General features: G+C 41.9%; 12 protein-coding genes and 1 tRNA gene. 5 read left to right on the forward strand and 8 right to left on the reverse strand.

The features are described 5' to 3' along the window. Window positions 1-84: 84 nt before the first annotated feature. The 7 genes from odhB to sdhC all read right to left on the reverse strand — a co-directional run bounded on the left by odhB (window position 85) and on the right by sdhC (window position 9459). Window positions 85-1290, reverse strand: a complete 1206-nt coding sequence (gene odhB, locus H0S56_RS10180; protein WP_195724988.1) for a 2-oxoglutarate dehydrogenase complex dihydrolipoyllysine-residue succinyltransferase — start codon at window positions 1288-1290, stop codon at window positions 85-87. An 18-nt stretch (window positions 1291-1308) separates the two neighbouring features. Next, window positions 1309-4131, reverse strand: coding sequence for a 2-oxoglutarate dehydrogenase E1 component (locus H0S56_RS10185; RefSeq protein WP_086044910.1), 2823 nt, complete (start codon window positions 4129-4131; stop codon window positions 1309-1311). Window positions 4132-4871: 740 nt separating this feature from the next. After that, complete coding sequence (locus tag H0S56_RS10190; RefSeq protein ID WP_195724989.1) at window positions 4872-5900, reverse strand: IS701 family transposase; 1029 nt, start codon at window positions 5898-5900, stop codon at window positions 4872-4874. A 159-nt stretch (window positions 5901-6059) separates the two neighbouring features. Further along, window positions 6060-6770 (reverse strand): succinate dehydrogenase iron-sulfur subunit, encoded by a 711-nt coding sequence (locus H0S56_RS10195; protein ID WP_004279433.1) that lies wholly within the window; start codon window positions 6768-6770, stop codon window positions 6060-6062. 14 nt (window positions 6771-6784) lie between these two features. Then, window positions 6785-8683: an FAD-binding protein gene (locus H0S56_RS10200; RefSeq protein ID WP_004279432.1), complete on the reverse strand. Its 1899-nt coding sequence runs from the start codon at window positions 8681-8683 to the stop codon at window positions 6785-6787. Window positions 8684-8695: 12 nt separating this feature from the next. Next, the gene (sdhD, locus tag H0S56_RS10205; protein WP_004279431.1) at window positions 8696-9061 is read right to left on the reverse strand and encodes a succinate dehydrogenase, hydrophobic membrane anchor protein; all 366 of its coding nucleotides are present in this window, start codon (window positions 9059-9061) and stop codon (window positions 8696-8698) included. After that, window positions 9061-9459, reverse strand: coding sequence for a succinate dehydrogenase, cytochrome b556 subunit (sdhC, locus tag H0S56_RS10210; protein WP_085064488.1), 399 nt, complete (start codon window positions 9457-9459; stop codon window positions 9061-9063). Before sdhC ends, sdhD begins: the two co-directional genes overlap by 1 nt. 1003 nt (window positions 9460-10462) lie before the next feature. Here sdhC and gltA point away from each other — a divergent pair. The 3 genes from gltA (at window position 10463) to H0S56_RS10225 (ending at window position 14395) form a co-directional block, all read left to right on the forward strand. Continuing rightward, window positions 10463-11737, forward strand: coding sequence for a citrate synthase (gltA, locus tag H0S56_RS10215; RefSeq protein WP_004279429.1), 1275 nt, complete (start codon window positions 10463-10465; stop codon window positions 11735-11737). A 156-nt stretch (window positions 11738-11893) separates the two neighbouring features. Continuing rightward, entirely contained in the window at window positions 11894-12397 is a 504-nt protein-coding gene (locus H0S56_RS10220; RefSeq protein ID WP_004646287.1) for a hypothetical protein, read from the forward strand. 372 nt (window positions 12398-12769) lie between these two features. Beyond that, window positions 12770-14395, forward strand: coding sequence for an NAD+ synthase (locus H0S56_RS10225; protein ID WP_180086575.1), 1626 nt, complete (start codon window positions 12770-12772; stop codon window positions 14393-14395). Between the two features lie 223 nt (window positions 14396-14618). Here the strand turns inward: H0S56_RS10225 and H0S56_RS10230 are convergent. After that, window positions 14619-14695: transfer RNA gene (locus tag H0S56_RS10230), tRNA-Met, on the reverse strand. Window positions 14696-14870: 175 nt separating this feature from the next. On the opposite strand from H0S56_RS10230, the gene H0S56_RS10235 reads away from it, so the two are divergent. After that, on the forward strand, window positions 14871-15275 hold the full coding sequence (locus H0S56_RS10235) for a hypothetical protein (RefSeq protein ID WP_195724990.1): 405 nt from the start codon (window positions 14871-14873) through the stop codon (window positions 15273-15275). Between the two features lie 243 nt (window positions 15276-15518). Next, the gene (locus H0S56_RS10240) at window positions 15519-15959 is read left to right on the forward strand and encodes a universal stress protein (RefSeq protein ID WP_004279425.1); all 441 of its coding nucleotides are present in this window, start codon (window positions 15519-15521) and stop codon (window positions 15957-15959) included. Window positions 15960-15966: the final 7 nt, after the last annotated feature.

Raw genomic sequence — 15966 nt, forward strand, 5'->3', positions numbered from 1 at the left:
ATCCCCCTTATTAATCCCCCTTTTCCAAAGGGGGATCTTCCCCTCTTTTTAAAGAGGGGTTAGGGGAGATTTTTAATGAATAAATTACAGATCAAGGATCAGACGCGCTGGCTCTTCTAACAATTCTTTGATTGTTACAAGGAAACCGACTGCTTCTTTACCATCGATTAAACGGTGGTCATAAGACAGTGCAAGGTACATCATTGGCAAGATTTCTACTTGACCATTCACCGCCATCGGACGTTCCTGGATTTTATGCATACCCAGAATCGCAGTTTGTGGCGTGTTCAAGATCGGAGTAGATAACAATGAACCGAAAGTACCACCATTGGTAATTGTGAATGTACCGCCAGTCATGTCTTCGATGCCCAGTTTACCATCACGCGCCTTAGCTGCGTAAGCACGAATACCGTTTTCAACTTCAGCATAGTTCATGCGGTCTGTATCACGAAGTACAGGAACCACTAGACCACGTTCAGATGAAACTGCAACACCGATGTCGTAGTAACCGTGATAAACAATATCATCACCGTCGATTGATGCATTCACTGCTGGATAGCGTTTGAGTGCTTCAGTTGCGGCTTTAACAAAGAATGACATGAAGCCAAGACGTGCACCATGACGCTTTTCAAATGCATCTTTGTATTGCGCACGCATTTCCATGATTGGTTTCATGTTGACTTCGTTGAACGTGGTCAACATTGCAGTTTCTTGAGTCGCTGCAAGTAAACGTTCAGCAACACGCTTACGAAGACGTGTCATTGGAACACGTTTTTCGATACGCTCGCCCACTGCAACACTTAACGGTTGTGCTGCTGGTTTCGCTTGGTGATTTGCCACATCTTCTTTGGTGATGCGACCGCCACGGCCTGTACCAGCAACATCAGCTGCTGCAACACCAGATTCAGTCAATGCTTTACGCACTGCTGGAGCCTGGTCTTGTACTTGCTGACGTTCAACGATTGGTGAATTACCTGCTTCAGTATTTGCCGCAGCTTGTTCAACTTTCTCTTCAGACTGAACTGCTTGAGTTTGAGCCGCGCCAGAAACAGCACCCTCTTCAAACTGCGCAATAACTTCAGCTGAAAGAACAGTATCGCCTTCACCTTTAATAATAGATGCAAGTGTACCGTCTGCAGGAGCAACAACTTCTAAAACAACTTTATCAGTCTCAATATCGCAGATCACTTCATCACGTGATACAGCTTCACCTGGTTGTTTGTGCCAAGTTGCGATCGTACCGTCCGCAACTGACTCTGGGAATACCGGTGCTTTAATTTCGGTTGCCATTACTTAGAATCTCCTGGATTATTCAGCGTCGATCGCAAGCGCGTCGTTGATGAGCTGAGCTTGTTGTTTTGCATGCAAATATGGTGAACCACATGCCGGTGCAGCAGAAGCTTCACGGCCTGCATAGCTAATACGTACTTGTTTACCCGCTTTCATCACGTCGTCATATAGACGCGGTGCGATGAACAACCAAGCGCCTTGGTTCTTCGGTTCTTCTTGCGCCCAAACAAGTTCTTTAACGTTTGGATATTGCGCAAGCACTTCTGCCAGGCGTTTTTCTGGGTATGGATATAATTGTTCAATACGTACAATTGCAGTGTTGTTCAATTCTTTTTCACGACGTTTTTCAACTAGGTCGTAATACACCTTACCACCACACAGTACCAGACGGGTTACATCTGACTTGTTGATGTTGTCTACTTCATCAATCACGGTCTGGAATGTACCGTTTGCAAGCTCTTCAAGGCTAGATACAGCAAGCTTGTGACGAAGTAAAGATTTCGGCGAAGTAACAATCAATGGCTTACGGATTGGACGAATCGCTTGACGACGTAATGCGTGGAAAATCTGCGCAGGCGTGGTCGGTGTGATGACTTGCATGTTGTCTTCAGCACATAGCTGCAAGAAACGTTCCAAACGTGCAGATGAATGCTCTGGACCTTGACCTTCAAAACCGTGAGGAAGAAGCATGGTCAAGCCACATACACGTTCCCATTTGGTTTCACCAGATGAGATAAACTGATCAATTACCACTTGTGCACAGTTTGCGAAGTCACCGAATTGCGCTTCCCAGATGATCAAACTCTTAGGAAGAGTCGTCGCATAACCATATTCAAATGCCAATACAGCCATCTCTGACAATAAAGAGTCATAGATTGCAGTACGCGGCTGGTTTTCTTTCAGGTTACACAGCGGAAGATAAGTTGAGCCATCTACCTGGTTATGCAGTTTTGCATGACGGTGTGAGAAAGTACCACGACCTACGTCTTCACCCGTTAAACGAAGCAAGTAACCATCATCTAGTACAGTTGCATACGCCAGAGTTTCAGCAGCACCCCAGTTCAGTGGCATTTCGCCCGTTTGCATTTTCAGACGATCGTCGATCACTTTTGCAACTTGACGCTGCATCACGAAGCCTTCAGGAAGCTCACGCATTTTCGTGCCAAGCTCTTTCAAACGTTCGATTGGGAAAGTTGTATCCCACTCGTCTGTGTACTCATGACCTAAATAAGGTGTCCAGTCCACAAACATTTTTTTGTTTGGTTCAAGTACCAGTGCATTGGCAACATGATTACCCGCCTCCAGGTCTGCACGATAGTTTTCAACCATTTGATCTGCACTTGCGCGATCAAGAACACCCTGCTGTACCAGCTGATCCGCATAAAGCGTACGTGTGGTCGCTTTCTTGTTAATCACTTGATACATCATTGGTTGAGTTGCAGCTGGCTCATCCGCTTCGTTATGACCACGACGACGGTAGCAGAACATGTCAATCACAACGTCTTTACGGAAGGTATGACGGAAGTCATGTGCCAATTGTGAAATGAACACCACAGCTTCAGGATCATCACCATTCACATGGAAGATCGGTGCCTGAATCATTTTTGCGATGTCAGTACAGTATTCTGTAGAACGTGCGTCACGTGGATCAGACGTCGTGAAACCAACCTGGTTGTTAATTACAATGTGCACTGTACCACCCACGGTATAACCGCGAGTTTGTGACATCTGGAAAGTTTCCTGGTTAACGCCCTGACCTGCAAATGCAGCATCACCGTGTACGATTAGTGGCAATACGTCATCGCCGCCAATGTCTTTACGACGTACTTGACGTGCACGTACTGAACCTTCAACCACAGGGCCAACGATTTCAAGGTGTGACGGGTTAAACGCCAATGCCAAGTGAACTTCGCCACCTGGAGTCATCACGTTTGAAGAGAAGCCTTGGTGATACTTAACGTCACCAGAACCTTTCTTGTGAATAGATTTACCTTCGAACTCACCAAACAGGTCAGCCGGGTTCTTACCCATGATGTTAACAAGAAGGTTTAAACGGCCGCGGTGAGGCATACCGATCACAACTTCTTTACAGCCTACAGAACCTGCACGCTGAATAATTTCGTTGACCATCGGGATGAATGCTTCACCACCTTCAACGCCGAAACGTTTGGCACCAACGAATTTATTACCAAGATATTTTTCTAGGCCTTCAGCCGCAGTTAAACGCTCAAGGACATGTTTCTTTTGATCAGCATTGAAGCCATATTGACCGCGTGCACTTTCTAGACGTTGTTGAATCCAACGTTTTTCTTTGGTGTCCACGATGTGCATGTATTCAGCACCGATTGAACCACAGTAAGTGGCTTCCATTGACTGAACCATTTCAGCCAAAGTCGCTTCTTCTTTACCGATCGCCAGGTTACCAGTATTGAATACTGTGTCTAAGTCAGACTGAGTCAAACCATGCGCAGCAAGATCTAGATCAGGCACAACTTCACGCTTCGCCAAACCTAATGGATCCAGTTTTGCTTTCTGGTGGCCACGGTTACGGTACGCAGCAATCAGCTGTAGCACGCCAATTTGACGACGTTCATGCTCTGAGCTGACTGTCGACTGAACAATAGGCTGAATACGGCTTGAATTGCGACCTAAAAGTAGGAATTGCTCACGTACATTACTGTGTGGTTGATCACCTTTTGGGAATTTATCGAAGTACGCTCTCCAGTCAGCACCCACTGAGTCTGGAGCAGTCAGATACTGCTCATAAAGTTCTTCAATATACGCTGCACTATCAGCGGAAAGTTCAGTGTCAAGACGCAGAGCGTCAGCAACTTCTTGCATTTGTGGACCCATTTCCTATTGCAAAAACATTTTCAGGATGCTTTTTAAGCAAAACCCAGGATTATTAGCATCAAATTGGTAATATGATACTAGTCCCCCATAAGGCATAAGCCATGAGGCGTTATCACCACACCAAGAAAATCTTGATATGTTTAATGAACAATAACGCCCCTCAGCGGCATCATCACTCATTGAATACCCGATCGAAACCGGGCAATTTTTTGCAAATCGACTTAGAAAAAAGCAAGCATTAACAAAGATTTTTTCTAAAGCGACTCGGGTCTACCTTTTATATACCAGTCCCTGATTATGCAGTGTTTAAAAAATGTACCTGGCGTGGCATTTTTTAAACATAGTCATGGGCTAAATGCTAACATGTTCTCAACTTTTCAATTGATTTTTTTGACACATACCTTCCATAAATTGGCTAAATACAGTTCAGATATTTTACTCTAATATATGGTGCTTTATCTCAAAAATAGATTCAATGTAGACTTAAGTCCTAAGCATTTCCGATAAATAAAAAGAGAGCAAACCTTTCAATCCACTCCCTCCTTAAATTTCCGTTATATAATAACATCGTTCTTGCTATTTTTCAGGTCAGTTTTACATCTAAAAATCATAAATACCCAAAATAATCACATGTTCTTCTTAGATGGCGCTCAAAGCCATTAACCTTTTCCTGACTGTTTCACTCAACTTTATACATTTTAAGTATAGTATCTAGGACTTACGCACTGTTATTTATAGACTCTCTGTAGTAGCAGATGATTTTTATCGAGAATAAAGTCATCAATGAAGTTTTTGATAATTGGTCTAAATAATTTCTTCTGCCAACGATATACATTTTCAAAGATCCGCTCAAACTGGTTCTTTTGTATCTCAACGTAGGCCATCAAGGCTGAAAAAATATGATTCAAAATCAGTTTAGACCGTCTTACCTGAAACTTTTCAATATGACAAACCTGTTTAATCACCCGGTGATATTGTTCTATTTTCCAATGACTTGAATGTAATTCATGAAAACCCTCAAAGGATAATAAATCATCTTCATCTTGATACACAATATAAAACCTCTGCTGTTCTTTTAACTGAGTCTTAAATAATTGTACAAAGCCAAAATCTTTGAGCCAGACCACTTGACCCTGATGGAAATTTGGCAATAAACGCAGTTGAAACCATTGTCCTTTTTCAGGGGAAACCTTACGGTTACAGTCGATACCAAACATAAATCGAATACCATGTTTTCTTATGGTTTTTAGATTTCCAGTCGATGAATACCAACTATCACCTGAAATAAATTGAATCTTTGCACCCCAACTAAGTACTTCACTTAACATATCCATAAAGTAATCATTCTTGGTTTTACTTTCAGATTTGTCATAAATTCGGAAATTAATTGGAATATTTTGACCATTTTGATCTGTCGCATACAAGGTAATGAGATTAATACCCTTGACGGATCGGTGGTGTTTGCCTGACCAAAAATAGCTAACCAAGTCCATATGTTGACTATATGGTTTATCTAAAACAGTATCATCAATACTGACTATAAGCTTATTATTATCAATATGTTGAATTGCTTCTTGATATAGGTCGTGAGGTGTGTAGTCTTCACGCTCTAGAAAGCGATTTACACTATCATGCGAGATATTATAAGTCTCGGCAAGTTGTGTGCAGCTAATAGAGTTCGGTTCTGTCATGAGAAAGCCCATATAAATGGGTAATGTACAAGTTGCTGTAGAAGCATGTTTAGTTCGTCTGATCACAGATACGCTATAAACTATTGTAATACTTTTTTGAATCCGTCAATGCGTAAGTCCTAGTATCTTTATTTTTATCCTATGATTTTTTAATTTTTCCAATAGCTTGCATAAAAAAAGCACACCTGAAGGTGTGCTTTTTTCTAAACTGCGAAGAGCAGCCTATTAGCCTGCCATATCTAAAAGCATATTACGGATGTGACCGATTGCTTTAGTTGGGTTCAAGCCTTTAGGACATACAGATACACAGTTCATAATGCCTTTACAACGGAACAATGAGAACGGGTCGTCTAGACGAGCCAAACGCTCTTGTGTTCCCGTATCACGCGAGTCAATAATGAAGCGGTAAGCGTTCAACAATGCTGAAGGACCCAAGAACTTGTCCGGGTTCCACCAGAATGACGGGCATGAAGTTGAACAGCATGCACATAGAATACATTCATATAGACCATCAAGATGCTCACGCTCTTCAGGAGACTGTAAACGTTCCTTAGGAGGCGCAGGCTGGTTGTTGATCAAGAATGGATGGATCTTGTTGTACTGATCATAGAACTGGTTCATGTCAACCACCAAGTCTTTCACTACAGGAAGACCAGGCAATGGACGAACAGTAATTTCATTTGGTAAATCGTTCAGGTTCCAAAGACACGCCAAACCATTTTTACCATTGATGTTCACGCCATCAGAACCACAAATACCTTCACGACATGAACGACGGAACGTTAAAGTTTCGTCCTGTACTTTCAATGCAAGAAGTGCATCAAGCAACATACGGTGCTTGTCAGTCAGTTCAAGTTTGAAAGTTTGCATGTACGGTGCTTTATCCTTGTCAGGATCGTAGCGGTAGATATGAAATGTACGAGTACCTCTACTCATCTGAATTCTCCTGATTAGAATGTACGTGGTTTAGGTGGAATCGCGTCAACCGACAATGGACGGTAACGAACTGGCTTGTACTCTAGACGGTTATCCGCAGAGAACCATAAAGTGTGCTTCATCCACTCATCATCACGACGACCATATGGGTATTCAGCATGGTCTGGAGACTCCTCAAAGTCTACAACCGTATGCGCACCACGGCATTCTTTACGAGCAGCAGCTGAAATAAGCGTTGCTTTCGCAACTTCATATAAGTTTTCAACTTCAAGTGCTTCAATACGTGCAGTGTTGAATACTTTAGATTTGTCTTTCAAGTGAATGTTGCGTACGCGCGGTTCAATTGCAAGAATCTGTTTCACACCTTCGTCTAGAAGCGCAGATGTACGGAATACACCAGCGTGATCTTGAACGATATCACGGATTGCATCAGCAACGTCTTGAGCATTCTCACCTGTAGTCGATTCGTCAAGTTTACGAATACGTTCAACAGTTTCTTGAAGCACAGTTGTTGGAAGTGGCTCATATTCACCATCGTGCTGTTTAGTAACATATTCAATGATATGTTGACCAGCGGCCTTACCAAATACAACCAAGTCAAGCAATGAGTTCGTACCTAGACGGTTTGCACCGTGTACAGATACACATGAACATTCACCGATTGCATAGAAGCCTTTTACTGGCTTAGCAAAGTCACGACCTTCAGCATTGGTAGAGTAAACGTCGGTGTCTTTGTTGTAGTTAGCAACAAGCGCTTCAGTTTCAGGAGACTCAGGAACAACCACCTGACCATGAATATTCGTTGGAATACCACCCATTTGGTAATGGATTGTTGGTACTACAGGAATTGGCTCTTTAGTGATGTCAACGTTCGCGAATTTCTTGCCAATCTCGAATACAGATGGAAGACGTTTCATGATCGTATCCGCACCTAGGTGCGTCATATCAAGCAGGATGTAATCGCCTTTAGGACCACAACCACGACCTTCTTTGATCTCTTGATCCATAGAACGTGATACGAAGTCACGTGGCGCCAAGTCTTTCAAAGTTGGTGCATAACGTTCCATGAACGGTTCGCCGTCTTTGTTACGAAGGATTGCACCTTCACCACGACAACCTTCAGTTAACAATACGCCTGCGCCCGCAACACCCGTTGGGTGGAATTGCCAGAATTCCATATCTTGTAATGGAATACCTGCACGAGCTGCCATACCAAGACCGTCACCAGTGTTGATATAAGCATTTGTAGATGCACGGTAAACACGACCAGCACCACCAGTAGCAAACAAAGTCGCTTTTGCTTGGAATACCGCAATTTTACCAGTTTCCTGATCAATTGCTGTAACACCTAAAACGTCGCCTTTTTCGTTACGGATCAGGTCAAGCGCAATCCATTCAACGAAGAACTGAGTACCCATTTTCACGTTGCTTTGATAAAGCGTGTGAAGAAGTGCGTGACCGGTACGGTCGGCAGCAGCACATGCACGTGGCACAGCTTTTTCACCATAGTTTGCTGAGTGACCACCGAATGGACGTTGGTAAATTGTACCGTCAGCATTACGGTCAAATGGCATACCCAGGTGTTCAAGTTCATAAACCACTTGAGGCGCTTCACGAGTCATGAACTCGATTGCGTCTTGGTCACCTAACCAGTCCGAACCTTTTACAGTATCGTAGAAGTGGTAGTGCCAGTTATCTTCTTGCATGTTACCAAGAGATGCACCAATACCACCCTGCGCTGCAACAGTGTGTGAACGAGTTGGGAATACTTTAGTCAGAACCGCAACTTTCAAACCAGCTTGAGCAAGTTGGTAAGACGCACGCATACCTGAACCACCACCACCAACGATGACAGCATCGAAAGTTTCATGCGGAATATTTGTGTAATCTTCTTTAGGGTTTATAGCGCCCATGATTGTTTCCTATCAATTCGCCCAAAAAATCTGGATCGCCCAGATTGCATATGCAAGTACAGCAATGATCACTGCTGAAGTCAGTACAAGGCGTAAACCTGAAGCTGAAGGACCCATTTGACGAGTAGTCACATAATCCGTGAATACCTGCCACATGCCGATCCATGCGTGTGCAACAAGAGATAAGACCGCCAACAAAGACATGATCTTCATTGGAACTGTCATCATAAAGCCGTACCACTGTTCAAAGTTGAAACCACCATTCAGTAGAATCCAACCCAGTACAACAACGGTATAAACAGCTAGAACTACAGCACTGACACGTTGGAGAAACCAATCGCGAGAACCTGAACCTGTTAAACCAGTAGCGCTTTTCATTAGAGTACGATCCATACAAATGCTGCAACAATACCGATTGCAGACAAGATTAATGCGATAGTAGATGCAACACGACCACTTTCTAGTTCTTCAGCAACGCCAATGTCAGCAAGTAAATGCTTAACACCCGCAATAAAGTGAAAAATCAAGCCGGCGACAAATACCCATACAATGAAACGAACAATGAAACCGTTAAAGATTTCTTGAACTTGCGCAAAACCTTCAGGCGAAGACAATGACTTGTCTAAAATCCATAGAAGGACCGGTACGAGTAAGAATACGATAACACCTGAAAGACGGTGTAGAATTGATGCAATAGCCACGGGTGATTTTAAGTTTACTTCTAAAACTTGACCCATGGACAAATTGACAGGTCTGTTGCTTTTCACAGCGGGCATCCTGTAAGTAAAAACTCCATCCGGAGTTTGTTGGAATTAATTCGAAGGAAAGCTGGCATTCTCAGGCAAATACATGCCTAAAATCAAAACGACACTGAATTATAAAACGTGAACTATTAAAATACAAACGGCTGAATTTGGCTTTTTGGATAAAAAACCATTAAATAAGAATCATTAACAACAATAAGTCGGGCTTAATATATTATTCCGCCCTTTCAATTCCTATCTATATGATTGTTTTTAAATAATTAAGATGATCAATTCACTCGGTTTTAAGCCTGCAGGACCATGTTTGAGTTTTAGACTAAAGACGCACAGTTCCATCACAAATATTATTTAAATCTCTTTTTAATTCAGATTTAAATCAAGCGCCTATATTTAACAGACCACTTGCCCCAATTCAGCAGCACAGTGATTCAGATAACCTGATGTTAAATAGCGACTTAGTGCATCAGATGATGGGTTTTTCAATCAATTTGAAGCATTTAGATTCAAAAAATCATTCATTTATTTTTATCCTGCCTAGCTTTGCTGCAAAGTTGGCCATTTATTAAGCTATTTTTTAATCAATTAAACCGGATTTAAAATTCAATTAATTGCTTTTATTTATAATTCCACCTGTGAAATTCAGCTTGGTAAAAACGATGTAAGTTATGAGATTTATATAGTTTTAAGCATATTCACCTTAATCTCTCACTATTTTCGCTCGCATTTCTTACTAGGAAAAAACGCTTACAAATGCCCCAGGCAGTCTATTTTTTTCTGCACCTCTGCATCAATTTGACTTATTATAGAGGTTTGATGCTGTGATTTTACTGAACTTTTTATACTGAGCGAATATGACTAAACCGCTGTGCGGCCGCCATTTTTTCATCCATAAGTATAATTGACAAAATTTCAGTACTCACTAATCTTATAGCAAATTTTTGATCCGTCCGTTTTGTGCATTAAAAGATTGATAGACAAAGCGGATATACATTCACCAGGACAGGAGATCTATTGAATGTCTGAAGCAACTGGCAAGAAAGCCGTTTTACAGCTTGATGGCAAAGAAATTGAACTACCAATTTACAGCGGCACATTGGGCCCAGATGTAATCGACGTTAAAGATGTGTTGGCTGCAGGTCACTTTACTTTTGATCCTGGTTTTATGGCGACAGCTGCGTGCGAGTCTAAAATCACGTTCATCGATGGTAACAAAGGTGTACTTTTACACCGTGGCTACCCAATCGATCAATTGGCGACTAAAGCTGACTACTTGGAAACTTGCTATTTATTGTTAAATGGCGAACTTCCAACTGCTGAGCAAAAAGAAGAATTTGACGCTAAAGTACGTAACCATACTATGGTTCACGATCAAGTTAGCCGTTTCTATAATGGTTTCCGTCGTGATGCGCATCCTATGGCGATCATGGTCGGTGTGGTGGGTGCGTTGTCTGCGTTCTATCACAACAACCTTGACATCGAAGATGTGAACCATCGTGAAATCACTGCGATTCGTTTAATCGCGAAGATTCCTACACTGGCGGCTTGGAGCTACAAGTACACCATCGGTCAACCATTCGTTTACCCACGTAACGACCTTGGTTATGCAGAAAACTTCCTGCACATGATGTTTGCTACGCCTGCAGATCGTGATTACAAAGTTGATCCAATCCTTGCAAAAGCAATGGACCGTATCTTCACGCTTCATGCTGACCACGAACAAAATGCGTCTACGTCTACTGTACGTTTAGCTGGTTCTACTGGTGCTAATCCGTATGCATGTATTGCTGCGGGTATCTCTGCACTTTGGGGGCCTGCTCACGGCGGCGCGAACGAAGCTGTTCTTAAGATGCTTGACGAAATCGGCACTGTAGAAAACGTTGCTGGCTTCATGGAAAAAGTGAAAACTAAAGAAGTTAAACTGATGGGCTTCGGTCACCGAGTTTACAAAAACTTCGATCCACGTGCGAAAGTAATGAAAGAAACTTGCGACGAAGTTCTTGGTGCACTTGGCATCAATGATCCACAGCTTGCATTGGCTATGGAACTTGAACGTATCGCACTTTCTGACGAATACTTCATCAAGCGTAACCTTTACCCGAACGTAGACTTCTACTCAGGTATCATCCTTAAAGCGATTGGTATCCCGACTGAAATGTTTACTGTGATCTTCGCGCTTGCACGTACTGTTGGCTGGATCAGCCACTGGTTAGAAATGCACAGCGGTCCTTACAAGATCGGTCGTCCTCGTCAGCTTTATACTGGCGAAGTTCAACGCGATATCGTTCGTTAATTCGAACCGCGTCGAAAGACTCAAGAAAACCACCCACCCGGGTGGTTTTTTTAGCACTGACAAAAGCCTACAAAAAGTTGATCTGAAACGTTTTAAAATGAATATATGAAAATTATATTCACGGATTAAGTCACCTAAAAACAGGACGTATATTGAATGCTGTTGTATTTTCTGCCCTTTATTTTGAGACTGGTTCGTTTTGAACAGTTTAAGTGCCGCAGTTTAACGTCTGGTGAAATCAAAATTTCCCAACGAGTATTTGGCAACCTGATCGATTATTCCCGCGTTAAAATCATGAATCACCCCTACCTGCCCTGGCAATCCAAACATGTCATTATGGCGCCCAGTGGCTACATACATGTACGCAATTTAAATTATCGGGAAGATTATTCACGCGAGAGTTTATCTTATCAAGCGCTCTTTATTCATGAGATGGCGCATATTTATCAACACCAATGCCGCATCAATGTGCTTTTAAAAGGCGCATTTTTACAAAGTGCTTATTTTCTTAGCTTGGGAAAATATAATCCGTACAAATATCAATTTAATCCCAACAAATCATTTTCAACCTACAATATTGAACAGCAAGGCGATATTGCCCGGGATATTTTTCTAAAAAAAATTCCGAATATTATTTTAAACTCACAAATAAACAGATGATATTTAATCAGTTTAATTCCAAAGAAAATAGATAAGGCATATTTTAAAAGCCAAAATTTCGACTTCAATCTTTAAATCTATATAAGCCTAGATGCATAAAAAATCAGCATATTTTCTAATTTTATATAATAACTTTTTCACTCAATGCCTGTTCTGCTAAATCAGCTCTAGCTTATCGATAAAATTTCGATAAAATAAGCCGGTATGATTATTTTGCATCGCAGATTAAGATTCAATGATCATGCGATAAAAAGTTTTTTTATTTAAGCCATTTGGCATTTTATGAATATCGACGTGCACTCAACTGGATAATTAGAATTATAAAAATCAGTAATTTAGTGTATCAACCTATAGGAATAGGATTTACTTGGAATGAAAAGTTTTAAAATTGCGATTGCTCAATTCTCTCCACATGTGGGCAATCTGGATGCAAATACGCAAAAAATGATTGATCTGGCCAATCAGGCTAAAAAAGATAAAGCGGATCTGATTATCTTTCCTGAACTTTCAACGCTGGGCTACCCTGCAGAAGACTTATTAATTCGCCCGAGCCTGGTGAAACGCACCAAAGCGGCTTTTGAAAAACTGACTGAAGTAAAAGATATTGTCATGGTCTTTGGTTTTGTTAATCAAACTGAAGATGGTCAGCGTTATAACTCGGCTGCTGTCATGAAAGATGGCGAAGTACTGGGTGTTTATAACAAGCAAGTGTTGCCAAACTATGGCGTATTTGATGAAAAGCGTTATTTTGGCGAAGGTCATCAGCATCTGGTTTTTGAGTATCTTGGACATAAATTTGGCGTACTGATCTGTGAAGATGTCTGGTCTTTGGCGACTGTTCAGCAACTGGCAAAATTGAATATCGACACAGCTTTGGTACTGAATGCATCGCCATATGAAGTGGGTAAACCACAACATCGCATTGAAACCATGGCGGCCTTGGTCAAACAGCTGAATATCAATCTGGTGTACTGCAACCAGGTCGGTGGTCAGGATGATCTGATCTTTGACGGTACCAGTTTTGTGCTCAACAAATCTGGCGAGGTGGCTTTACAGGCACCAACTTTCCAGGAAAATCTGGCAATTGCAGAATTTAATGCTGAACAACTGCAATTCAGCAAAGGTGCAATTGCACCTGCTTTAGACACCATGGCTGAGATTTATCAAAGCCTGGTCATGGCTACACGTGATTATGTACAGCGTTCTGGCTTCCCAGGTGTGATTCTGGGACTGTCTGGCGGCATTGACTCTGCCCTGACCCTGGCGATTGCTGTAGATGCGCTTGGCGCAAACAAAGTTCAAGCCGTGATGATGCCTTATACCTATACCGCACAAATCAGTGTCGAAGATGCAGCGGCTCAAGCCAAAAACATGGGCGTGACTTTCGGTATTGCCGAAATCAATCCAGTGGTAAGCGGCTTTATGCAGGTGCTATTCCCATTCTTTGGCAACGCTCCAGTCGATGCCACCGAGGAAAACCTGCAAGCACGTTCACGTGGCACCTTATTGATGGCCCTGTCTAACAAATTCGGTAATCTGGTGCTGGCAACCGGTAATAAATCTGAACTAGCTGTCGGTTATTGCACCTTGTATGGTGACATGGTTGGTGGTTATGCGGTGCTGAAAGATGTGTATAAAACCATTGTGTTTGAACTGGCGAAATACCGTAATAGTATTTCAGAAACTCCAGTGATTCCAGAACGTGTGATTACTCGTCCACCTTCAGCAGAATTGCGTCCGGATCAGGTCGATCAAGACTCTTTACCAGCCTATGATATTCTGGATGCGATCTTGTACTCTTATATTGAAGAAGATATGAGTCAAGACGATATCATTGCCAAAGGTTTTGACGCTGAAGTCGTGAAGAAAGTGATTCGTCTGGTTGATATCAATGAGTACAAGCGCCGTCAAGGTGCCATTGGGCCACGTATCAGCTCACGTTCTTATGGCCGTGAGCGTCGTTATCCAATCGTCAATGGCTGGAAAGCAGGTAGCTAAATTCTGTTTTCAGTGATGTAAATCAGAATCGTCCAAGTGAATGCTTGGGCGATTTTTTTTATGCGGCAGTAAAATGAAGAATAGCCCCAACATTAAGAAGGAAAAATAATGTTTTGCGGAAACTGAAAAAAAATTAGTGGATGCTTCAAATATTTTTTTGTGGTTTGCAGTGCTTTTTAAAAGACAAAAAAAGAGACCAAGCTGAGAGCTTGGTCTTTTAAAATGGTGGCTATGACGAGACTTGAACTTGTGACCCCCGCATTATGAGTGCGGTGCTCTAACCAACTGAGCTACATAGCCGTAAACTGTGTGCGCATTATCGTAATTTCAGCCTCTATCGTCAAGCATTTTAAAACACAAATGTTCAGTCTTTATGCAAATACGGAATAAACTTTTAAATTTTAAACAAAAAAGGGTTTTTTAGTATGTAATTCACGCATTCATAGCACCATTTAATTCTTCGAGGAATCATTAGATGTATAAAATCAAAATATTTATTTTACTCATTGGCCTTTCAAGTCTGAGTGCCTGCCAGACCATCTCGCCTATTTTCGTAGATTATAATGGCGTCAGACGTGATGTGGCACAGTGGATTAATCAGCAGCAACTGATGAGCATGCAGCAGAAAAGGTCTTTGGCACAACTCAGCAGAGCACAGCAGAAAATCGAGCGCTATCCGGAATATGAGCAGCCTCAACGACTGGCGGTAACCTGGGAAAATCAGATTGCATTACATTGTGCGCGCTTGCATGTGACAGAACATAAAATCCAGCAGCTACAGCAAAAAATTTATGCAGGTGAAACTCAAACAATTTTAAATCGCTATGAACAGCTGTCACCGCAAATAAAATTAGACTCCACCTCTATTCGATGTGATTAACTGACATTTTGAATAAACTTATTAATTACATATAAATGATTAACTTAGTCTAAATAAACAACTCGGTTCAATAGCTCTAAACAGGTGCTTGATTCTTTAATCTATTAGACATTATACCTATGTATTTACTTGGTTTTATTTTTATACAATACAGGCTATGATCAAAGTATAAACAACTATTCGTACCCGGTTTAACGCGTCATAATTTTCTAATAACTCTAAATTCCCCTCAGGAGAATTCTAATGCCTTTTGAACATATTTTAGTACCTGTTGACGGTTCAGAAACATCGTATGCTGCAGTGGATAAAGCTGTAGAAATTGCCAAAGCATTTAACAGTAAAGTCACAGTGGTTCAAGTGCTGGCACTGGACCCTTATATCGCTGCGGAATATATCTCTGCGGCACAAACCAATGACCTGATTGAACGTGCCCGTACTTCCATCCTGAAAACGCTGGATGAAGCCAAAGCAAAATTCTCTGGTGCCGGTGTTGAAGTGGATACACAGCTCCTTGAGGGTCAGGTAATTTATAGCGAGATTGTCAAAGCAGCTAAAGATTTAAATTCTGACCTGATCGTGATTGGTTCCCATGGTCGCACGGGCTTCAAAAAGCTGTTCCTTGGCAGCGTAGCGCAAAGCATTCTCGGCCAAGCGGATATCCCAGTAATGGTGATTCGCAACTAAGTTATGT

The sequence above is a fragment of the Acinetobacter lwoffii genome (assembly GCF_015602705.1).
Lineage (GTDB): Bacteria > Pseudomonadota > Gammaproteobacteria > Pseudomonadales > Moraxellaceae > Acinetobacter > Acinetobacter lwoffii_E.

Excerpts from the sequence above, each read along its gene's own strand:
- sdhD (WP_004279431.1), bottom strand. The coding sequence starts at position 9,061 with ATGAAAAGCGCTACTGGTTTAACAGGTTCAGGTTCTCGCGATTGGTTT.
- H0S56_RS10195 (WP_004279433.1), bottom strand. The coding sequence starts at position 6,770 with ATGAGTAGAGGTACTCGTACATTTCATATCTACCGCTACGATCCTGAC.
- H0S56_RS10235 (WP_195724990.1), top strand. The coding sequence starts at position 14,871 with ATGTATAAAATCAAAATATTTATTTTACTCATTGGCCTTTCAAGTCTG.
- H0S56_RS10185 (WP_086044910.1), bottom strand. The coding sequence starts at position 4,131 with ATGCAAGAAGTTGCTGACGCTCTGCGTCTTGACACTGAACTTTCCGCT.
- H0S56_RS10220 (WP_004646287.1), top strand. The coding sequence starts at position 11,894 with ATGCTGTTGTATTTTCTGCCCTTTATTTTGAGACTGGTTCGTTTTGAA.
- sdhC (WP_085064488.1), bottom strand. The coding sequence starts at position 9,459 with ATGCCCGCTGTGAAAAGCAACAGACCTGTCAATTTGTCCATGGGTCAA.
- H0S56_RS10200 (WP_004279432.1), bottom strand. The coding sequence starts at position 8,683 with ATGGGCGCTATAAACCCTAAAGAAGATTACACAAATATTCCGCATGAA.
- H0S56_RS10225 (WP_180086575.1), top strand. The coding sequence starts at position 12,770 with ATGAAAAGTTTTAAAATTGCGATTGCTCAATTCTCTCCACATGTGGGC.
- H0S56_RS10240 (WP_004279425.1), top strand. The coding sequence starts at position 15,519 with ATGCCTTTTGAACATATTTTAGTACCTGTTGACGGTTCAGAAACATCG.
- odhB (WP_195724988.1), bottom strand. The coding sequence starts at position 1,290 with ATGGCAACCGAAATTAAAGCACCGGTATTCCCAGAGTCAGTTGCGGAC.
- gltA (WP_004279429.1), top strand. The coding sequence starts at position 10,463 with ATGTCTGAAGCAACTGGCAAGAAAGCCGTTTTACAGCTTGATGGCAAA.